Below are 18,719 nucleotides of genomic sequence, written 5' to 3'. Positions count from 1 at the left end.
TAAATTCAGGAGACGCCGAAGTCCATAGGCTTGCGCCGAACCTGCCCGGTCGGCGGCCGGCACTCACGCGATCTAGGGATACAATCATGCATGGCATCATGACCTCGAAAGCAGCCGAGCTTGGACGTGAGGTCCGCACCCAGGCAGGTGCCGTGCGCGGCCTCGGACGGGATGCGAACGGCGTTTATGCGTTCAAAGGCATCCCGTACGCAGCGCCGCCGGTCGGGCCTCTGCGCTGGTGCGCACCAAGGCCGCCGGCACCGTGGGACGGCGTGCGCGATGCGCTCACCTTCGGCGCGGGCAGTCTGTCGGCGCTCGAGAATGACCATCGGCCGGGACCGCGCGACGAGGACTGTCTCTACCTCAACGTCTGGACTGCCGCACGGCGCACCGACGAGAAGCGGCCCGTGATGGTGTGGGTTCACGGCGGCGGTTTTCAGTTCGGCTCGTCGGCCAATCCCGCAACCGATGGCGCCGTGTTGGCCGCCAAGGGTGTCGTCGTCGTCAGCTTCAATTACCGCCTCGGGATCCTCGGCTTCTTCGCCCATCCTTATCTCGACACGGAAGCGCCGTCAGGCAATTACGGCTTGCAGGACCAGGTGATGGCGCTGCGCTGGGTCGAGGCCAACATCGCGGGCTTCGGCGGCGATCCCGACAGCGTCACATTGTTCGGCGAGTCCGCCGGAGCCATGGCCGTCGGCATCCTGATGGCTTCGCCGCTCGCACGCGGATTGTTTCACAAAGCCATCGGACAGAGCGGCGCCTTCTGGGATGGCAGGCACGGGCCGCTCCAGACTTTCGAGGAAGCCCGGGCGCGGGGCCGCGCCTTCGCCCGACAGCAAGGCAATGCGTCGATCGCGGAATTGCGCACCATGCCCGCCGACCGCTTGAATGCCGCCGCGCCGTGGAGCTTCAAGGCCAGCCCCGTCATTGCGGCATTCTCGCCAAGCATCGATCATCAATTGGTGCCTGACGTGCCCGCCCGGCGTTTCCTGCGCGGCGAACAGATGCACATCCCGTTGCTGGCGGGCTGGAATGCCGCGGAGGAATTCCCTTTTCCAGCGCAATCGCTGCAGCATCAGTCGGCCCTCGCCTTTCTCGCCGCAGCCGAGCGGATGTTCGGCCAGGAGCACATGGCCGATTTCCAGAAGGTCTATCCTGCGGCGACCGACGCGCAGGCCAGGGCGTCGGCGGCAGCGCTCACCGGCGACACCGTCATCGGCGAGCAGTGCTGGCAGTGGCTGCAGCTGCATCGAGGCGCGGGACGTGCGCCGGTCTACGGTTACATCTTCAACTATACGTCGCCCTACACGCCGATCGCCTCGCACGTCACCGAGATCCCGTTCGTGTTCGGAACGCTGACGCCGCAACAGATCGTCGGCAGCACGGCGCCGCCGGCCGAGGCGGACCGCGCGCTGGCGGGAACGATGATGGACTATTGGGTGAACTTCGCGACATGCGGCGATCCGAACGGACCGGGCCTGCCGCTCTGGCCCGCCTATGACGAGAACGACGTCGTGCAGATCATCGGCAACACGATCGAAGCCCGCCCCAATCCGCAAGCCGCTCGCTTCCGCTTTCTCGACCGTTTCAGGCAGGACGGCGTGCTGCCGATGCGCTGGCGCGAAATGCCGTGAGCGGGAGGACCTCTACCGAACCGCGCCGATCCCCGCCAGGATCAGATCGACACCGGCGAGGAACTGCTCGCGGTCGTCGTGATCGCGCAGCTGGGCCGCCATCTGCCGCACGAACGGATATTTCGCGGGGTCGAGTGCTCCCCACTTGCCCGCGACACCGGCGAGAAAAGCCGATCGGTCCGTGCCGGGTGCAACAAGGCGGGCGTTGGCGGCGTTCTGTCCGGCGACGCCGAGGATGTAGTGCACGAGCGCTGACGCGGAATCGAAGAGTGCGGCCTCGGGCACGCCAAGCGCCTGGAGGCGGCTGCCGACGCTCTCGACGATCTCCAGCGTTGCGGGCCGCCACGGCTCGCGGAACAGCTGCGCACCGACCCAGGAGTGGGCGTCGATCGCGTCGAACACGCCGAGTGCCACAGCGCGGATCGACTCGCGCGGCCTGGCGCCACCGGCCCCCTCCGACACGACACGGGCGATAATATCGTCGGCAGCCGCCGCGAGAAGCTCGTTCTTATCGGCGACGTGCCAGTAGATCGCCCCGCTGCCAGTTGCGAGATCCGCCGCGAGCGCACGGACGGTCAACGCGCCCTCGCCGCCGCGGTCGAGGATCTCGATCGCGGCCGCGATGATCCGCTCCTTCGAGAGCGCGTCGCTACGCCGTTCAATCCGGTGAGACTTCTTCGCCATGGACGCCATCTTGACATGAATGGAACGTTGCTCCAATACTATGGAACAACGTTCCATTATCTTTGGTGAAGGGTTTCCGATGACGACACCGGTCACGATCGTCGGTGCAGGCCTCGGCGGCCTCACGCTCGCCCGCGTGCTCCATTTGCATGGCATTCCCGTTCACATCTACGAGGCGGAAGCTTCGGCGATGGAGCGGACGCAAGGCAGGATGCTCGATATCCACGACGACAGCGGACAACTCGCATTGAAGGACGCAGGCCTGTACGAGGCGTTTTGCAAACTCATCCACACCGGTGGCCAGGCCTCGCGCGTGCTCGACCGGAACGGCAAAGTGCTGCTCGACGAGCCCGACGACGGCACAGGGGGCCGGCCCGAGGTGAACAGGGGCGACCTGCGGGGCATCCTGCTGGATTCTCTTCCACCAGCGACGATTCAATGGGGCAAGAAGCTCGCGAGCGCCGACGCGCACAGCGACGGCCGGCATCAGCTGACATTCGCCGACGGATCCAGCGTGCGCACAAAACTGCTCGTGGGCGCTGATGGCGCATGGTCGAAGGTGCGGCCGCTGCTGTCGGACGCTGTGCCCCGCTATGTCGGCACGTCGTTCATCGAGGCCCACCTGCGCGACGCCGACGCCAGGCACCCGGCAACGGCCGAAGCGGTCGGCGGCGGTACACTGTTCGCGCTCGCACCCGGCAAGGGCATCTTTGCGCACCGCGAACCCGAGAGCGTGCTTCACGCCTATATCGCACTGAACCGCTCCGCCGAATGGTTTGCCGCGATCGACTTCAGCGACGCTCCCGCCGCGGTCGCGCGCATCGCGGCCGAGTTCAGCGGCTGGGCACCCGATCTCACCGCACTGATCACCGACGCCGATACGCCGCCGGTGCTGCGCATGCTCCACACGCTGCCGAACGACCATCGCTGGGAGCGTCTGCCCGGGGTGACGCTTGTCGGCGATGCCGCGCATCTGATGCCGCCGGCCGGCGATGGCGCCAACCTTGCCATGCTCGACGGCGCCGAGCTCGGCAAGGCCATTGCTGCGCGCCCCGACGACGTCGAGGCCGCGCTTGCGGCTTACGAAGCGGCGTTGTTCCCGCGCAGCCAATCGGCAGCAATCGGCGCGCACCAGATCCTGGAGCTCTGCCTCGGCGAACGCGCGCCGATCAGCCTGGTGGAGTTTTTCAACGGGATGCGTGGGCCGGAGCGCGGCTGAATCGCTGCAACTCCTCCTGCGTCAAACCGCCTCGCCGGCCGAGTGAACAAACACACCCGCTCACGCGTCTACCCGTCCCCACTCCGCCACGTTCCGGCGCAAGACGGAAGAATTCATGACAGTTCGCAAGTTCGCCATCGCCGACGCTGCATTTGAACGCTCGCCCGGTCAGGACGGCGAGATCTTCGCCGGCAACGTCATCGACCAGCGCCACGGCGGACCCGTCACCATCGGCTACGGCCGCTATGGGCCGAACCAGAACCTCGACGAAAAGCTCACCGTCGACGACGTCATGCTCGTCCTCGAAGGAAAGCTCTCGGTGACGAGCAACGGAAGCACCGTCATCGCGGGGCCCGGCGAGATCGTCTACATGCCGAAGGGCGAGACCGTCACCATCCGCTCGCACGAGCAAGGCGCCGTCACCGCCTACGTCACCTATCCGCATTGGCAGGAGGCACGCGGGTGAGGCGCGAACTCGATTATGGATAGCGGCCTGTCGGTCTCCCGCGATGGAAGGGACAGGCCGCCGTTGTCGAGCCCCTATTTCAGCGGCAGAAACAGCTCCGCGACCGTCTCATGCTCCGGCACCTCCGGGAAGAAGCTCAGCCGCTGGCAATAGATCGGGAAGTCGCGTGCTTCCTCGCCGCTGGCCGGGAGCCAGTCGCGATAGAGATAGAGCGCGGCGGGCTCGAGATTGTCGGTGTAGCCAACGATGCGCAGCACGGCGCAGCGTCCGCCGGGAATCTCGCCGGCCTTGATCCCCTCGCCGTTTGCTGCGATCGGCTGGTCGGTCCCGACACAGAGATCCACGCTGTAATCGGCAGGCGATGCAGGACGACGCTCGGACCGCCAGACGTTGAAGGTCGGACTTGTGCTGGGGTGCAGACCCGCAGCCTTGCGCCATGCGATGAAGCGATGGATGGTGGCACGAAGCGTCTCAGGGCTCCCGCGATGCTCCATGATCGCGATCTTCGTCGTGGGCACGTCGCGGATCGTCACGTCGTTCGTCGTATAGGTCGTCTGCATGAGCTTGCTCCTCGCGGTTTCGAGAGGCCCGAAGGCCACAAGCCACGGCTCCCAGTCCGGCGATGTCCGGAACGACGACGGCGATTGCCCGAACCGTTGCCGAAAGGCGCGGGCGAAGGCATCGGGTGCGTCGTAGCCGGCATCCATCGCGATCTCCGTGACGCTCTGCGCATCACCATAGGCCAGCTGATGCGATGCACGCTTCATGCGGGCCAGCTGGACATAGCGATGCACAGATAACCCGAAGGTCGCCGTGAACTGCCGGTGGAAGTGAAATTTCGAGAAGGCCGCAACGACGCTCAGCGTATCGAGGTCGAGATCATCGTCGAGATGCCGATCGATATGATCGAGCACCCGCCGCATCCGGTCCCGATAGGTTTGCACCGCCGCCTTCATCGTTCTTTCTCCGTGGCGGCGTTAGTTAGTCGCGGATGGGCGTGATGCGCTCGACCGATCTTGCGGTTTTGGCTTTCGTAGGATGGGTAGAGCGCAGCGAAACCCATCGGGTTCTTGTGGAGGAGCGAAGATGGGTTTCGCTTCGCTCTACCCATCCTACGATTGCCTACCCTCCCGCCATCAGCGCCTTCGCCACCGCCATATATGCCGGCAGCGTCACGGGGTCGTTGGCGGCGTTGCCTGCGACGGGATGCGAGGCGTAGCGCGCGATCACCATCTCGGCCTTGGGATCGATGTAGATGCCCTGGCCGTGAACACCGCGCGCCATGAAGGCACCGTGCGCATTGTGCGTGACCCACCATTGATTGCGGTAGGAGGCGCCGGGCAGCGTGGTGTAGCCGGCCGGCCTGAATTTTTCGGGATCGCCGCCGCGCGCGATGTCCTCGACCACATGTGACGGCACGATCTGGCGGCCGTTGCAGCGGCCGTGGTTGCGGATCATCTCGCCGAAACGGGCGAGATCGCGCAACGTCGTCGAGAGGCCGCCACCGCCGCTCTCGGTGCCGATGCGGTCGACGTGATAATGCGCGTCCTCCTCCGCACCCATGGGCGACCAGATCCGCTCGGAGAGCAGATCGGACAGCGTCATGCCGCTGGCGCGCCGGATGATGAAGGCCAGCACGTCGGAATTGACGGTCTTGTAGGCAAAGGCCTTGCCGTGCTCGCCCTGCTTCTTCTGCGCGACGAGGAAATCGAAAATGTTGGTCGCGCCTTGATAGTCCGGCGGGATCGGCGCCATGCCGTTGGCGCGCCGCAAGCTCCACACATCCGAATTCTTGTCGGTATAGACCTCGGTGTATTCGAGCCCCGTGGTCATATCCATGGCCTCGTGCACCCGTGCATCGCCGAACGCGCTCGCTTTCAACTCCGGCAAATATTCGGTGATCGGCGCCTGCGGGTCGATCTTGCCCTCCGCAATCAGCATACCCGCGAGCGTGCCGGTGAACGACTTCGTCACCGACATCGCGATATGCGGCTTGTGCGGCTTCAGCGCACCGAAATAGCGCTCATGGATCAGCTTGCCCCGATGCAGCACCGCGATGCCGTCGGTGCAGGTCTCCTCCAGCATCTTCGCGAAGGTCATGGGCCGGCCGTCCATCGTGGTCGAGGCGACCGCGCCGATGTCGTGGTCCGCGCGCAGCAACACCGACGCAGGCCCCGCCCCGCGCCAGACATTCACCGTCGGCACCAGCTGGCGGATGTTGCTCCAGGCCCAGCGCAGTTCAGGGAAGCTGCGGAAGGAGCCATCGTGGAACGTGATGGTGCGATCCGGCGCCGGCGGGAAGCCCTGCATCCAGCCGAGGGTTTCGGGGTCGGATTCGGTGGCGGTGGCAGGTGGGTTAGCGGGGGTGAGTTGGACAGACATCAACACTGGCTCCGGAAACAACGGTGTATGTGTCGTATCATGGGAGCCCGCGATGAACACCGGTGTTTGCGCGGAAATGATCGTCGTCGCGGCACGACGCCGGGCTTTAGTTTAAAGAAGCATATAACGCAGCGAAACTCGCCACCCTTGGTTCAAGAATGCAATGGATTTCGCAGCGCACTACCTATCCAACGCGATCTCACGCCGCCTTACGCAGTCGAACAACACAAAGCTGCGCGCGCAGGCTATCAAAACACATGTAATCGCTCTATGGTTGAAGCAGCTAGGCTTAGCGCGGGAGATCGAGTTGTGTCGCTAGACAAGGTACGTCGGCCAGTTCTGTACTCAACCATGACCAAGCTGGCGTACAATATTAATCAACAGTTCTACGGTAACCTGCACTACTTGTGGTGCACGCCGTACTTCGAGTCAGACTACAGTGCGCCCACGTTTGCCGTTCCGCCAAGCTCGTCGCCATTGGAAATCTACAATCGCCTCAAACGCGAAGTTGAGAGCGGAGACGGTCACGACTCACTGATAAAGGTCAAGCGACTTGGGGCTCGTCGCGGTGCCGACGCAATGGAGAAACGAGGCAAGATTACTGCTGCGCAAGCTAAGGAAATCCGAACTATCTGCAAGCTGGCGGATCGGGAGCAGTTCAAGCCCTTGATGTGCATCATCCCGCGGCTTGAAGCTATCCCCTACAGTCAAACTGTTGATGTCAAATCCAAAGCCCATCCGTTGTCGCAGGAGTACGTCGTTGCCGACCTCCCTCACACTGCGTTCGATGTCATCAGGATAGGATAAGCTTATGTTCGATTTGCGCACCGCGATCCAGCGTTGGAGCCCTTCACAGCAACGTGAGATTCTCTATTTTTTGGTGAGGTATTTCAAGCAAGCTCAATTCTTGAAAAACAAGGGAAAGAATATCTTCGACGACGTATTCGATCGTTTTCCAAGCCAAGACGTGCACGATGCGGCACTGAGTGCAATGACCGCAATCGAAACAGACATTGGACAAAAGGCATCGGAGTTCGACGACGCCACTGCGGCAGAGGTACTTGATTTCCTCCTCGCGATAGAGGACGAAATCGCGGATGAGTTAACGGACTATGATATTGCGAAGGCGTCGTCCTTCTTCAAGAACTAGTTTGATCCACGTGGTGGCGCACAGAGATCGTTTGCGACTCTAGCGTCATCTCCGCGTCCGCGGTCACGCCCTCCAAGAAGGCGGCGACCGCGTCTACGACGGCATAGTTGTAGATGCGGCCGCCGAGCCAAGGTCTTCCCGACTCGGCGATTTGCCCTACCCCTTCCGCCCCGTGCGCTTCTTCGCCTTTGCCGCACGCTTGCGGCCCGGTGCTACGGCGCGCGCCGGCACGCGTGCCGCCCGGCCGCCTGTGTCGGCGGTCAGTTCGGGGCGCAACCTGGCGAGCTTGGCGCGGTCGGGCATCAGGTCGGCAAAGCCGTCGAGCACGCTCGGTGCGGACGGACCGTCGCTGGCGGCGGCTATCGCTGCCGGGGCTGGGATCTGGCTGAGTGCCTGCAACCGCCGGCACGCCTCGCCGAGGTGGTAGGCCTCGCCGCCGAGCGCCACCCATTGGCCGACCTCGGGATGCAGCACGAGATTGGCCGAGTGGTTGTCGGTGTTGCTGGTGGGGTAATCGACGAACACGTCCATGCCCGACTGCACGCCGACCATCACGCCCTGCGCCGACCACGACACCGCGACGTCGACGCGGTAGCGGCCCGGCTTCTCGAAAGCGAAGCCCGCCGTGCTCCAGAACACTTTTGCCGACGCCGTGACGCTTTCGCCGGGCGCGAGTTCAGCCACCTTCGCGTGCTCGCACAGGATCACGAAGGGCCGCACGGGACGCTCAAGGCCCTCGCCGTCGGTGACGGTGATCGAGCCGAACAGCGCCTCGATGCTGACGTCGTTCGGCGCGCGCAGCGACACGCCGCTGGTGTTCGTCATCGTCCAGGTCAGGTCGAGCGGCTGGCCGAGCGCGACACGGTCGGTTGCAGCCGTCACCGTCAGCGCCAGCTCGGACGGCTCGAAATCGTGCCGGTCGGCGGCCTGCGGCGCGCCGGTCGGGAACCAGCTTGCGAACGGCCATCCGCCCGGACGAATGACGGGATCCGGCATGTGGTTGAGGTGATGACGGACGTTGGTGTTGTGCGCGAGCTTGATCTGGTCCGGGAACACGCCTGGTGCGCCGGTCGCAGGACCGCCGAGCACGTCCGCGACGCTCGGCGTCGTGGTCATGATCGAGTTGTCGGCCGCCGTCTCCTGCTCCTGGTGGATCTGGTTGAGCGTATGCGTCAGCTCGTGCGTCGCACTGCGCAGGAACGCACGCGGCACGTCGCGCTGCTTCTTGTTGGCGGCGAGACCGAAGTTCGAGGAATCCCCGACGGGATAGCCGTCATCGGAGAAGCTGGCGCAGCCTTCGCGGGGCACGCCGATCTGGTCGTACATGATGCCGCGCGAGCAGCCGAGCTTTGCCGGCACCACGATCATGTGCACGCGCCATTCGGTGTCGAGATTGGTCGCGGGATTGCGCACGCTGGTCATCAGCGCATGCAGATCCGAGGAGCTCCAGCAATTGGTCGGCGTCACGCCTGCGGGCACCGGGATGTTGAGCTGGTCCTGCACCACCGACAGCTGCCAGCCGGTCTTGGCGAAGACGGTGTCGAAGAACTCGGTGCCGCCGGCACCATCGGGCACCGGCGCGGGCCTGACGGCACCGACCAGCGTGTCGATCTCCAGCGTGCAGCGGCGGAAGAATTTCGACACCCAGGCGAGCGTGATGCTGCCCTTGTCGACGCCGCCGTCGAACAGCCGGCCCTGGTAGAACGGCCCGCCGGTCAGCGAGAACGGAAACGGCGCCGGCACTTTCGACAGCTTCATCGTCACGGTGCGCGACGGCGTCGCCGGGAACGTGCCCTTGAACTGGCCGGCCGGCGGTTGCGTGTAGTTGAACTGCTCGGCGACGATGGTGAGCTCGCACTTCTTCGGCCGCGGGACCGCGATGGGCGCGGACACGCTGGTGACCCGGAGATAGGAGTGATAGCGCGCGCGGGGAAAGATCGGGATCCTCGGCCTGAGGATCGGCGACGGAATGATGGGATTGTCGACCGCGCTGAGCGAGCCCGCGAGGCTCGTCAGGCCCGAGTCCATTGCGGCTTCATCTTCGTCCGTGCCGATCAAAGGCGGCAACGGGTTGATCGGGCCGATCACCGGCCGCTTCGAATAGAGATCGCCGCTGACGATCAGATGATCCGCGCCGCCGTCGGGCGCCGAGCGGTCGACGCGCAAGGTGCCCTCGAACGACACAAAGCCCGCAATCGGCTTGAAGTTGATCTGGTAGCAGCCCTCGCGAAAATCGAGCTTGCACAGCTTGAACGGCGGAATCGGCTGGAGATCCGTCGCGGCCGGCTGGCCGCCGTCGTCATCGTCGCCGAAGCTGATCTGGCGCGAGAGTGGCACGAGCGGCTTCATCGCCGGCTCGACCGATGCCGTGGTCATCTTCGACAGGCTTGTCGATTCATGCTCCGAGCAATTGCACATGTCGTTGTCTCCTCGTTGAGATGACGAGGCGATCGAAATGAGCGGCGGAATCATTCGCGGGTACATCCGCGTTATTCTGGTCGGCCAGGGCGTCCTTGCGATCCTACGCGCGCCGATAGGTCACAAGGCAGCCCTCTGAATCCGTAAACTCAAACCGGTCGGCCTCGAATGAAATGCGATAGGTCACGAGTTCATCAGTCGCCGTCCCGACCACGAGTGTGCTGGAATCTTCGAGACGGTAGATGCCCGCGTCCCACCACACCATGCCCTGCCCTGGTCCGCGCACGCCGCGGTAGGTGCCGGTCGAGAAAGTGAGGGTCGCGGGATATTTGTCCGCACACGCAGCCGTCGTGGTTTTGGTCCACGCACCAACCATGCTCTGTCCGTGTTTGTCGGCCATAGTGTCTCCATAGCTCTCATCGGCCGGCACAAGACCGGTCGATGGCTATTTCAACATGTCGCTCTGGCGTGTGCAGCTCATTTGAAGCTGACGTGGCGGGAACTCGCCGCCACAATCACAGCACGCACTTTATCGCAGCATTGACGCCAGCGTGCGTGTGAAGCGGTTCACAGCGAAGGTGCGACAAATTGGGCGGAGCGGTGGGACGAGAAAAAGGCTCGGCGTTGGAGCGGCGCGCACCTGCTCACGTGCTCATTGCTTGAAGCAATGCTCGCGGTGCCACTGTAAAAAATGTGGATGAGGCCGATCCGACGGCCTTCTTGGCTCAAGCGCCCGACCGGACTTGTTGATGACCGATCGAACTCCTTCCAGGTCGTTTGTCTGGCGCGAGATCAGTATTTCCAGATCATCGGCCAAGCTGATCAAACCGCGATCGAACATCCAATGAGCGGTACCGGACAGAGCGATCCCATTGCTCACGATGTCCGGCCCGCTTGCCTCCACAGAGCGAATGTGCGCCGCCGCGACTTCTGCGCGACCCATTCCGTTGATGAGCTTCAGCCCGGTAATAGCGCAGCGTTCATCATAGGCGCGCAGCACAATCCGGCGAAAAACGCGATCGCGCAGAACTCTCGATACCGTAAGGCTGACGCGATCGCGCTGCTGCTCGAATATGAACGGCGCCTGCTCTGTTTCGCCAAGCTGAGACAACCGAACATCGGCATCAACGCGAGGCAGCAGCGGTGCACCTTCCGCAAAACCGAGTTCGAATATTCTATTGAAGTCTTCCGCGGAGAGTGGCCGCACTGCCGCTTGAGCACGTCCCGAAATTTGGCCCTGCTCATTCAAGACGCCGCGTTCCACAAGCCCCATTGGCCCGCTGAACGGAACTGGATTGGCAAAATCGAGATAACTTCCAGGTTCGATTAGAGCCAGATACATCCTCGGAGTATTTGGGTCAGGAATGACCTGTTGAACCCGAGCAATCGCAAAATAGCCGCGCGTCTCGGCGACTTTGCGCGGTTCGTAATAGATGATCCAGTCACCGATACAGGTTTGGACGCGCCCCAAATACTGGCTGGGAAACTGATATCGTTCAGCCGGGCTATCATCGTAGATCGAGTCCGATCGATGGATAAAGACACCAAATGCCATGATCTATGCCGCGCCGCCTCTCCGGAAGGTAACGACCTAACTCAGTGATGTTGAACGTGAAGAGACGTCCCCCACTCCCACTCGTCTCTCGAATCAACTGGCGACGCCGCACCGCGAACATGGCCAGACTACCGTCAGCAGCGTGATCACGGCAAGCGTCGCAGTGCCTTCCCGCGCGTCAGTCGCGCGATACGGACAACCCCGCAAGAAGCGGCGCGTACGCGGCGAGCTTGCGGGATACGAACTCGGTGAAGAGCCGCACGCGCTTGGTCTTGCGTGTTTCGCCCTGCGTGAGAAGCCAGAGCGTTCCGTACATGTGCAGCTCGGTGCCCGGCACCCTCGCGAGCAGCGGGTCGGCATCTCCGACGAAGCACGGCAGTGTCGTGATCCCGAGCCCTTGCTGTACGGCAACGATCTGCGACGCGGCGTCCGTGACCCTGAACGGAACATCGTTGGTGCGAACCTCACCCGCGCTGGCCCAATCCGGAACGCCATGCATGCTGATGACGATCCACCTGACGGGATCAGGCGCGCCCGCACGCCACGCGGCCAGTCGATCGCGCGAGATGTAGACGGCGCCGAACAGCTCCGGCCCCTTCAGGCCGTGAAGATTGAGCGGCAGGGTTTTGCGGTCGTAGACGACGCGGATCGCGACGTCCGCCTCCCGGTTGGTCAGATTTGCCAGCTCGCCTGATGACAGGATGTCCATCTCGATATCAGGATGGAGACGCGCGAACTCGGCGAAATCAGGCATCAGCAGGTGCGTCGCCAGCGGCGGCGCCAGCGTCACGCGCAGGCGCCCGCGCACGCTCTGGTCGCGGCCGAAGATGCGCGTCTCCAACTGGTGTGACGACGCTTCCATCTGGTTCGCGAGTTCGAGGACCTCCTCGCCCGCGGCCGTCAGCCGGTAGCCCGACGGCAGCTTTTCGAACATCTGCGCGCCGAGCCGATCCTCGAGCTGTGCGATGCGTCGCAGCACGGTGGAGTGGTTGACCCCGAGGCCCTCGGCGGCAGCCCGCACCGAGCCTCCGCGCGCCACGGCAATGAAATAGCGAATGTCGTCCCAGTCGATCATGGTGCAATCCGGCACCACGCGGTGCGCCTTCCAAGCCCGTATCCCACGCACCGTACAGCAGGACGGGCTGTCATCACAGCTTCTGTCGACGAGCGCGCGCCCAATTCCGAACGGCGGCGCGGCTGGCGTCGGTCGACCGGCCGGTTCGATTTCGCACCACCGATGTGCGCGTTTCCGCACTCAACGCCTGACGCCGGCGGACCTATGTCGGGGTCTCGGGGACGTCCCCGATCGACCAGGACGGAGTCTGAAGGAAACATCATGGGTAAGCTTGAAGGTAAGATTGCAGTCATCACGGGTGGATCGAGCGGCATGGCGCTGGCGAGCGCCAGGCGGTTCGTCGAGGAAGGCGCGTATGTCTTCATCACGGGCCGGAGGCAGCAGGCGCTCGACGAGGCCGTCAAGCTGATCGGCCGCAACGTCACCGGCGTGCGCGGCGACGCGGCCAATCTTAGCGATCTCGACCGCCTGTTCGACACGGTCAAGCGGGAGAAAGACAGCATCGACGTGCTGTACGCCAGCGCCGGCATCGGCGAAGCCGTCCCGCTGGGCGAGATCACCGAGCAGCATTTCGACGCGACCTTCGACCTGAATACGCGCGGCACGCTGTTCACGGTTCAGAAGGCGTTGCCGCTGTTCCGCGATGGCGGATCGATCTTCATGACCGGGTCGGTGGCGTCGGTGAAGGGTTTTCCCGGTTACGGCGTGTATGCGGCGAGCAAGGCGGCGTTGCACTCATTCGCACGCACCTGGCTCAACGAACTGAAGAGCCGGAATATCCGGGTGAACGTGCTCAGCCCGGGCCCGATCGCCACACCGATGCAGGACCAGGTCCTCACCGAAGACGCGAAGCGGATGTTCGAGTCCCTGATCCCCAGGGGAACGATGGGTCGCCCCGAGGAAATCGCGGCGGTCGCACTGTTTCTCGCATCGGACGATTCCAGCTTCGTGAACGGGGTGGAGCTGTCCGTCGACGGCGGCTTCTCCGCCATCTGAAAATAGGAGAAACATCATGAGCTACGCAATCATAGGATTCGGCAAGATCGGCCAGGCCCTCGCCCATGCCTTCGCCCGCAAGAATATTGACGTCACAGTCGCGAGCCGCCGGCCGCCTGAAGCGTTGGCGCCGCAGGCGCGGGCGATCGGCCCCACGGTCGTCGCAAAATCACTGCGGGACGCGCTGGAGGCCGACACGATCATCCTGGCCGTCCCGTTCGGGGAGCATCGCGAAGTTGCGAAGGCGCTGCCAAGCTGGGAGGGCAAGACGATCATCGACGCGACCAACGGGTTTGGAGAAGAGCTGGACGGCCTTCTGTCCTCTACCGTCGTCGCGAAGGCGTTCACCGGCGCCAAGCTCGTGAAAGGCTTCAATCATTTGGCTGCGGCCAAACTGGCTGCCGATCCGGTCGTCGAGGGCGGCCACCGGGTCGTCTTCCTGTCCAGCGACGACGAGGACGCGACCGCTCCCGTGGCAGCCCTGGCCAAACAACTCGGCTTCGCACCCGTCAAGCTGGGAAAGCTCAACGAGGGCGGCGCGCTGGTGCACGCACGGGGCCGGGTTTGGCGGCAGTTGATCTTCCAGGATTTGTTCAGGAAGGAGCAGTAGTCGGGCTACGACCGTGTGATCGACACCGAGAACTGGTCGCGCGCGCCAACTTTCTTCGAGCAGCGCGCGACCTATCCCGCGCCGACTTCGGCAAACCCTCGCATGAGGTTCGGCGTCGACCAGGTTGCGACGCCGGTCCCCGCAAAGTCGCGGTCCGTCGTCCAGACGTCGGCCTCGACACTCCAGGCCAGCGCCAGCACGTGAGCGTCGCGTACCGACCCGTTGCGGCTGGGCACGGCGTCGCGAAGGGCTTCTTCGCAGCCGGCAAACATCGGTTCCAGTGCGGCGACGGGCACGACCGTGAGGACATCCGCGAGATCGTTGAGAACGCCGAGCAGCTCGGGGCGCTTCAATCCGAGTTCGATACGCCGACGCGCCTCCTCGACGACACGATCGGTCGTGACCAGGATCGCGTTCGCCGCCGCCATCAGTATCGCGCCGGAACTTCGACCTCGCACCGCGGCAATCAGGATAGCCGCGTCGACGACGATCGTCGTCGACGGCCGTCTCATGGCTTCGCCTTACGCGGCTTGCCGGGCTTGCCCGTCAGCGCATTCACGGCCGCGACCGACCAATCGACCGGATCGACATCGCCAAACGGCGCGAGCGCCGCGTCGTCCGCGCGCACATCGCGGCCCTTGGCCAGCACCGTCGCCCTCTTCAACACGGCGGCAAGGCGGTCCGGATCGGCCGACTTGAGAGGAATGAGCAGCCCCACCGTCCGCTCGCCCGATTTCACGGGCGTCGGCCCCGGCAGCGCACCGATGGCCTCGCCGGAAATCTTCTGGAGATCGCGGATGCTGATGTGGGTCATGCAGATTACATACGCTTATATGTAAGTTATTTCAATACCTATCGCTCCGAGGTGGTACTGTCACCGTTATCCCTCGTGAAAGGTCTCAATCACTTGGTTGCGGCCAAACTGGCTGCCAATCCGGTCGTCGAGGGCGGCCACCGGGTCGTCTTTCCGTCCAGCGACGACGACGACGTGACCGCTCCCGTGGCGGCCCTGGCCAAACACTCGGCTTCGCAGCCGTCAAGCTGGGAAAGCTCAACGAGGGTGGCGCGCTGGTGCATGCACGTGACCGGGTTTGGGGACGGTTGATTTTCCAGGATTTGTTCAGGAAGGAGCAGTAGTCGGTCTGCGACTGGAGTAACGGTGACAGTGAACTGAGCTAATTAGTGCACTTTCACGGTAATAGCGTAATCATGCTATTCCACTGGCGCCCTAATTTTGGATACCGAGCGATCCTTGGTAGTCCGCGTCGGTTTCATCGGCGGCCTCGTAGCGGGCGCTCGGCGCTTCGTACTCAATAGCGTAAGACGCCTCTCTCCTTTTTCGGTAAGCGTGACGCCTCGAAACACGGGACCATCCGCATCCTTACTTTCAGCGAACATCAACAAGCCAAGTTCTTTGAATTGCAGGATGTATGAATCCAACTGGCTGGTCTCAATTCTAATTTTCCGACCCTGAACGCGGTCGACAATCTTAGCTCGGATATGCTCTTCTAAATTGTCTTGAAATGGGTATGTCCCCGCATCGTTGTATCCGTCCCGCTTTCCAACGATGTAGCCATAAAGTGTTGGCCCAATGACCTTGAATACTTCATCCCAAGTCAGATTGATATTTTCACACACAAGCTTTTTGTCTTGGCTCTGAAACGTTATTGTGACCTCGCAAGCATCGTCGCCTTGCGCCAACATGTCCTCGGACACTTCGTCCCCAAGTACAGCACGATCACGAATTTCTCGCGCGAGTTCGTTGATACGGACTTTTGCGGTCTCAAGCTCGTCACTGAGCCTACGTTCACGAAGCACATCGTCTTCCGAGCGAGCTTGATCGGCACGGACCCAACCTATCCTTGGCCTGATGCGAGCCTCCGCCATAAGACTCTTCATGACGGCCATACCGAGTTCCGCAGGCGTCGAGTATTTTCGACACGTCCGAGACATCACCTTGCGCCGGAACGCCTCAAGCTGCTTGCGACCCTTGTCTGTCTTTTCGGTGCTGTTAAGAGGGATCTGGCCAACGTTATCGTGAACGAATCCAAGAACTGGAATGCCATTCGCAACAGCGTAGTCATATTCCATTTCAGTGAAGCTAGCGCCCTCTGGCCCGACGCTTCCGTATCGGCCTGCAACAATTACGATGTAGTAATCGCTTTCTTCAATTACGCGTTTTATCAACTCCCACTGCGTGTCGTCGGACGCTGGAAAGAGCTCCATCCCGGAAGGAAAGCAACCAGCTTCCAATATCGCTTGCGTGGCCTGCTGACGCTCGGCACGGAGATCCTCATAAGTGGAAGACACAAAGACTTGGTACCTGACCTGAGGATTCATGTTTGGCCTCTGCAAGTGACTCCCAATTACGCTTGAATCTTACTCCCACTCAATCGTCCCAGGCGGCTTGCTCGTCACATCGTACACCACCCTATTCACGCCCTTCACCTCGTTGATGATGCGCGTCGCGGTCTCGCCCAGAAATTTCATGTCGAACTGGTAGAAGTCCGCGGTCATGCCGTCGGTGGAGGTGACGGCGCGGAGGCCCACGACGTAGTCGTAAGTGCGGCCGTCGCCCATGACGCCTACCGTCTTCACCGGGAGCAGCACGGCAAAGGCCTGCCAGATGTCGTCGTAGAGGCCGTGCTTGCGGATCTGGTCGATGTAGACGGCGTCGGCCTTGCGCAGGATGTCGAGCTTGTCGCGGGTGATGTCGCCGGGGCAGCGGATGGCAAGGCCCGGCCCGGGGAACGGGTGGCGGCCGACGAAGATTTCGGGGAGACCTAGCTCGTAGCCGAGCTTGCGGACCTCGTCCTTGAACAGCTCGCGCAGGGGCTCGACGAGCTTCATGTTCATGCGCTCGGGGAGACCGCCGACATTGTGGTGCGACTTGATGGTGACGGAAGGTCCGCCGGTGAAGGAGACGCTTTCGATCACGTCAGGATAGAGCGTGCCTTGCGCCAGGAAGTCGGCGCCGCCGATCTTCTTGGCTTCCGCCTCGAACACCTCGATGAAGAGGCGGCCGATGGTCTTGCGCTTGGTCTCGGGGTCGGTGACGCCTTCGAGCTCGCCCAAAAACTGTTTTGAGGCATCCACGTGCACGAGCGGGATGTTGTAGTGGTGGCGGAACAGCTCGACCACGGTCTTGGCTTCGTCGAGGCGCAGCATGCCGTGATCGACGAAGACGCAGGTCAGCTGGTCGCCGATGGCTTCGTGAATCAAGACGGCCGCCACGGCTGAATCGACGCCGCCGGAGAGGCCGCAGAGCACCTTGCCCTTGCCGACCTGGGCGCGGATTTTTGCGATCTCCTCCTCGCGGAAGGCGCGCATGGTCCAGTCGCCGGAGAGGCCGGCGATCTTGCGGACGAAATTGCGGATCAGCTTGGCGCCGTCGGGCGTGTGCACCACTTCGGGGTGGAACATCAGGCCGTAATATTTGCGCGTCTCGTCCTGGATGATCGCGAACGGCGCGTTCGGCGAGGTGCCGGCCACCGAGAAGCCCGGCGGCATCTTGGTGATGCGGTCGCCATGGCTCATCCAGACCTGGTTCTTGCCGCCCGATGACCAGACGTCCTCGAACAGCTTGCTCGGCGCCTTGACCTCGACATCGGCGCGGCCGAACTCGCGGTGATGGCCGCCCTCGACGGTGCCGCCGAGCTGGGCCGCCATGGTCATCTGGCCGTAGCAGATGCCCATCACGGGCACGCCGGAATCGAAGATCGCCTGCGGGGCGCGCGGGGAGCCCTCCTCGTGCACGGACTCGGGGCCGCCGGAGAGGATCACCGCTTTCGGCTTCATCTCGTTGAAGGCGGCTTCGGCCTTGTTGAACGGGACGATCTCGCAATAGACGCCGTCCTCGCGCACGCGACGCGCGATCAGCTGCGTCACCTGGCTGCCGAAGTCGACGATGAGAATCTTGTCGTGCGCCGAGGCCACCGGGGGCGTCGACGCGGAGCGGTCGTTCTGTGCTGCTGTCATGGCCAGCAAATACGCGACGCGCGCCCGGCCCGCAACCGCGCTGGGAGAGCGCCCACATTCTTCTTTGGGCATGGACAAATCATAATAGGTAAGTATTATTGACCTAAATGTGCTCCGCGTCACACAGGGGCCGATCAGGGAGAATGCGCGTGTCACAGCATCATCAGCCAGCAACGCTTGCCGCCCTCGGCCGGAGCTGGGTCAAAGCCTGGAACGCGCGCGATCTCGAGGGCGTGCTGACGCTCTATGACGAGGCCGCATTGATGACCTCGGACCGCATTCCCGTGATGGGGTTCGATGCCAGCGGCACCGTGCGCGGCAAGGACGCGTTGCGGGCGTATTGGGGCAAGGCGCTCGGGCTGTTGCCGGGGCTGCATTTCACGCTGATCGATGTGTTCGTCAGCCCGGACAGTGTGGTGGTGTTTTACGAGAACGAGCGGGGGAAGCGGATCTGCGAATATCTGCGGGTGAACGATGCGGGGCTGATCGTGCAGGGGTCGGCGAACCATTTGCCGCATTGAACGGCGTTCTTTGGCGCAGCGACGTCCC

At 63.0% G+C, this 18,719-nt stretch carries 19 protein-coding genes and 1 pseudogene; 9 read left to right on the top strand and 11 right to left on the bottom strand.

Features of this window, described 5'->3' with window-relative positions:
- The first annotated feature begins 86 nt into the window (after positions 1-86).
- The gene (locus tag AB7532_RS14875) at positions 87-1,637 is read left to right on the top strand and encodes a carboxylesterase/lipase family protein (protein ID WP_441235522.1); all 1,551 of its coding nucleotides are present in this window, start codon (positions 87-89) and stop codon (positions 1,635-1,637) included.
- A 12-nt stretch (positions 1,638-1,649) separates the two neighbouring features.
- Here AB7532_RS14875 and AB7532_RS14870 read toward each other — a convergent pair whose 3' ends face one another.
- Positions 1,650-2,321: a TetR/AcrR family transcriptional regulator gene (locus AB7532_RS14870; RefSeq protein WP_441235521.1), complete on the bottom strand. Its 672-nt coding sequence runs from the start codon at positions 2,319-2,321 to the stop codon at positions 1,650-1,652.
- A 79-nt stretch (positions 2,322-2,400) separates the two neighbouring features.
- Between AB7532_RS14870 and AB7532_RS14865 the strand changes: the two genes are divergently transcribed.
- Both AB7532_RS14865 and AB7532_RS14860 read left to right on the top strand, forming a co-directional pair.
- Positions 2,401-3,540: an FAD-dependent oxidoreductase gene (locus AB7532_RS14865; protein ID WP_441235520.1), complete on the top strand. Its 1,140-nt coding sequence runs from the start codon at positions 2,401-2,403 to the stop codon at positions 3,538-3,540.
- Positions 3,541-3,655: 115 nt separating this feature from the next.
- On the top strand, positions 3,656-4,006 hold the full coding sequence (locus tag AB7532_RS14860; RefSeq protein WP_441235519.1) for a cupin domain-containing protein: 351 nt from the start codon (positions 3,656-3,658) through the stop codon (positions 4,004-4,006).
- Between the two features lie 74 nt (positions 4,007-4,080).
- Here AB7532_RS14860 and AB7532_RS14855 read toward each other — a convergent pair whose 3' ends face one another.
- On the bottom strand, positions 4,081-4,962 hold the full coding sequence (locus tag AB7532_RS14855; RefSeq protein ID WP_441235518.1) for an AraC family transcriptional regulator: 882 nt from the start codon (positions 4,960-4,962) through the stop codon (positions 4,081-4,083).
- 166 nt (positions 4,963-5,128) lie between these two features.
- Positions 5,129-6,388, bottom strand: coding sequence for a serine hydrolase domain-containing protein (locus tag AB7532_RS14850; protein ID WP_441235517.1), 1,260 nt, complete (start codon positions 6,386-6,388; stop codon positions 5,129-5,131).
- Between the two features lie 351 nt (positions 6,389-6,739).
- Between AB7532_RS14850 and AB7532_RS14845 the strand changes: the two genes are divergently transcribed.
- Both AB7532_RS14845 and AB7532_RS14840 read left to right on the top strand, forming a co-directional pair.
- Positions 6,740-7,195, top strand: coding sequence for a hypothetical protein (locus AB7532_RS14845; RefSeq protein WP_441235516.1), 456 nt, complete (start codon positions 6,740-6,742; stop codon positions 7,193-7,195).
- A gap of 4 nt (positions 7,196-7,199) precedes the next feature.
- Positions 7,200-7,538: a hypothetical protein gene (locus AB7532_RS14840; RefSeq protein ID WP_441235515.1), complete on the top strand. Its 339-nt coding sequence runs from the start codon at positions 7,200-7,202 to the stop codon at positions 7,536-7,538.
- Positions 7,539-7,694: 156 nt separating this feature from the next.
- Here AB7532_RS14840 and AB7532_RS14835 read toward each other — a convergent pair whose 3' ends face one another.
- The 4 genes from AB7532_RS14835 to AB7532_RS14820 all read right to left on the bottom strand — a co-directional run bounded on the left by AB7532_RS14835 (position 7,695) and on the right by AB7532_RS14820 (position 12,586).
- Positions 7,695-9,956, bottom strand: coding sequence for a hypothetical protein (locus AB7532_RS14835; RefSeq protein ID WP_441235514.1), 2,262 nt, complete (start codon positions 9,954-9,956; stop codon positions 7,695-7,697).
- A gap of 103 nt (positions 9,957-10,059) precedes the next feature.
- Positions 10,060-10,356 (bottom strand): hypothetical protein, encoded by a 297-nt coding sequence (locus AB7532_RS14830; protein ID WP_441235513.1) that lies wholly within the window; start codon positions 10,354-10,356, stop codon positions 10,060-10,062.
- A 252-nt stretch (positions 10,357-10,608) separates the two neighbouring features.
- The gene (locus AB7532_RS14825) at positions 10,609-11,511 is read right to left on the bottom strand and encodes an HNH endonuclease (protein WP_441235512.1); all 903 of its coding nucleotides are present in this window, start codon (positions 11,509-11,511) and stop codon (positions 10,609-10,611) included.
- A gap of 178 nt (positions 11,512-11,689) precedes the next feature.
- Positions 11,690-12,586, bottom strand: coding sequence for a LysR family transcriptional regulator (locus AB7532_RS14820; protein ID WP_441235511.1), 897 nt, complete (start codon positions 12,584-12,586; stop codon positions 11,690-11,692).
- 261 nt (positions 12,587-12,847) lie between these two features.
- Between AB7532_RS14820 and AB7532_RS14815 the strand changes: the two genes are divergently transcribed.
- Positions 12,848-13,582, top strand: a complete 735-nt coding sequence (locus AB7532_RS14815; protein WP_441235510.1) for an SDR family NAD(P)-dependent oxidoreductase — start codon at positions 12,848-12,850, stop codon at positions 13,580-13,582.
- Positions 13,583-13,598: 16 nt separating this feature from the next.
- Positions 13,599-14,192, top strand: coding sequence for an NADPH-dependent F420 reductase (locus AB7532_RS14810; RefSeq protein WP_441235509.1), 594 nt, complete (start codon positions 13,599-13,601; stop codon positions 14,190-14,192).
- A gap of 71 nt (positions 14,193-14,263) precedes the next feature.
- Here AB7532_RS14810 and AB7532_RS14805 read toward each other — a convergent pair whose 3' ends face one another.
- On the bottom strand, positions 14,264-14,704 hold the full coding sequence (locus AB7532_RS14805; RefSeq protein ID WP_441235508.1) for a PIN domain-containing protein: 441 nt from the start codon (positions 14,702-14,704) through the stop codon (positions 14,264-14,266).
- A complete protein-coding gene (locus tag AB7532_RS14800; protein ID WP_441235507.1) occupies positions 14,701-15,006 on the bottom strand; it encodes a hypothetical protein in 306 nt (101 codons plus the stop codon). The genes AB7532_RS14805 and AB7532_RS14800 overlap by 4 nt, the downstream gene beginning before the upstream one ends.
- 72 nt (positions 15,007-15,078) lie before the next feature.
- On the opposite strand from AB7532_RS14800, the pseudogene AB7532_RS14795 reads away from it, so the two are divergent.
- Positions 15,079-15,329: pseudogene (locus AB7532_RS14795) on the top strand (NADP oxidoreductase coenzyme); the annotation flags it as partial.
- Between the two features lie 75 nt (positions 15,330-15,404).
- On the opposite strand, the gene AB7532_RS14790 reads toward AB7532_RS14795, so the two are convergent.
- Together AB7532_RS14790 and guaA are read right to left on the bottom strand one after the other, a co-directional pair.
- Positions 15,405-16,532: a DUF4062 domain-containing protein gene (locus AB7532_RS14790; RefSeq protein ID WP_441235506.1), complete on the bottom strand. Its 1,128-nt coding sequence runs from the start codon at positions 16,530-16,532 to the stop codon at positions 15,405-15,407.
- A 39-nt stretch (positions 16,533-16,571) separates the two neighbouring features.
- Entirely contained in the window at positions 16,572-18,170 is a 1,599-nt protein-coding gene (gene guaA / locus AB7532_RS14785) for a glutamine-hydrolyzing GMP synthase (RefSeq protein ID WP_441235505.1), read from the bottom strand.
- Positions 18,171-18,319: 149 nt separating this feature from the next.
- Between guaA and AB7532_RS14780 the strand changes: the two genes are divergently transcribed.
- The gene (locus AB7532_RS14780; RefSeq protein ID WP_441235504.1) at positions 18,320-18,691 is read left to right on the top strand and encodes a nuclear transport factor 2 family protein; all 372 of its coding nucleotides are present in this window, start codon (positions 18,320-18,322) and stop codon (positions 18,689-18,691) included.
- Positions 18,692-18,719 lie beyond the last annotated feature (28 nt).

Origin of the sequence: Bradyrhizobium sp. 930_D9_N1_4, assembly GCF_052076015.1 — a bacterium.
Classification (GTDB): Bacteria; Pseudomonadota; Alphaproteobacteria; order Rhizobiales; family Xanthobacteraceae; genus Bradyrhizobium.
The sequence above is the reverse complement of the archived record's forward strand: the minus strand, read 5'-3'. Positions and strand labels throughout refer to the sequence as shown.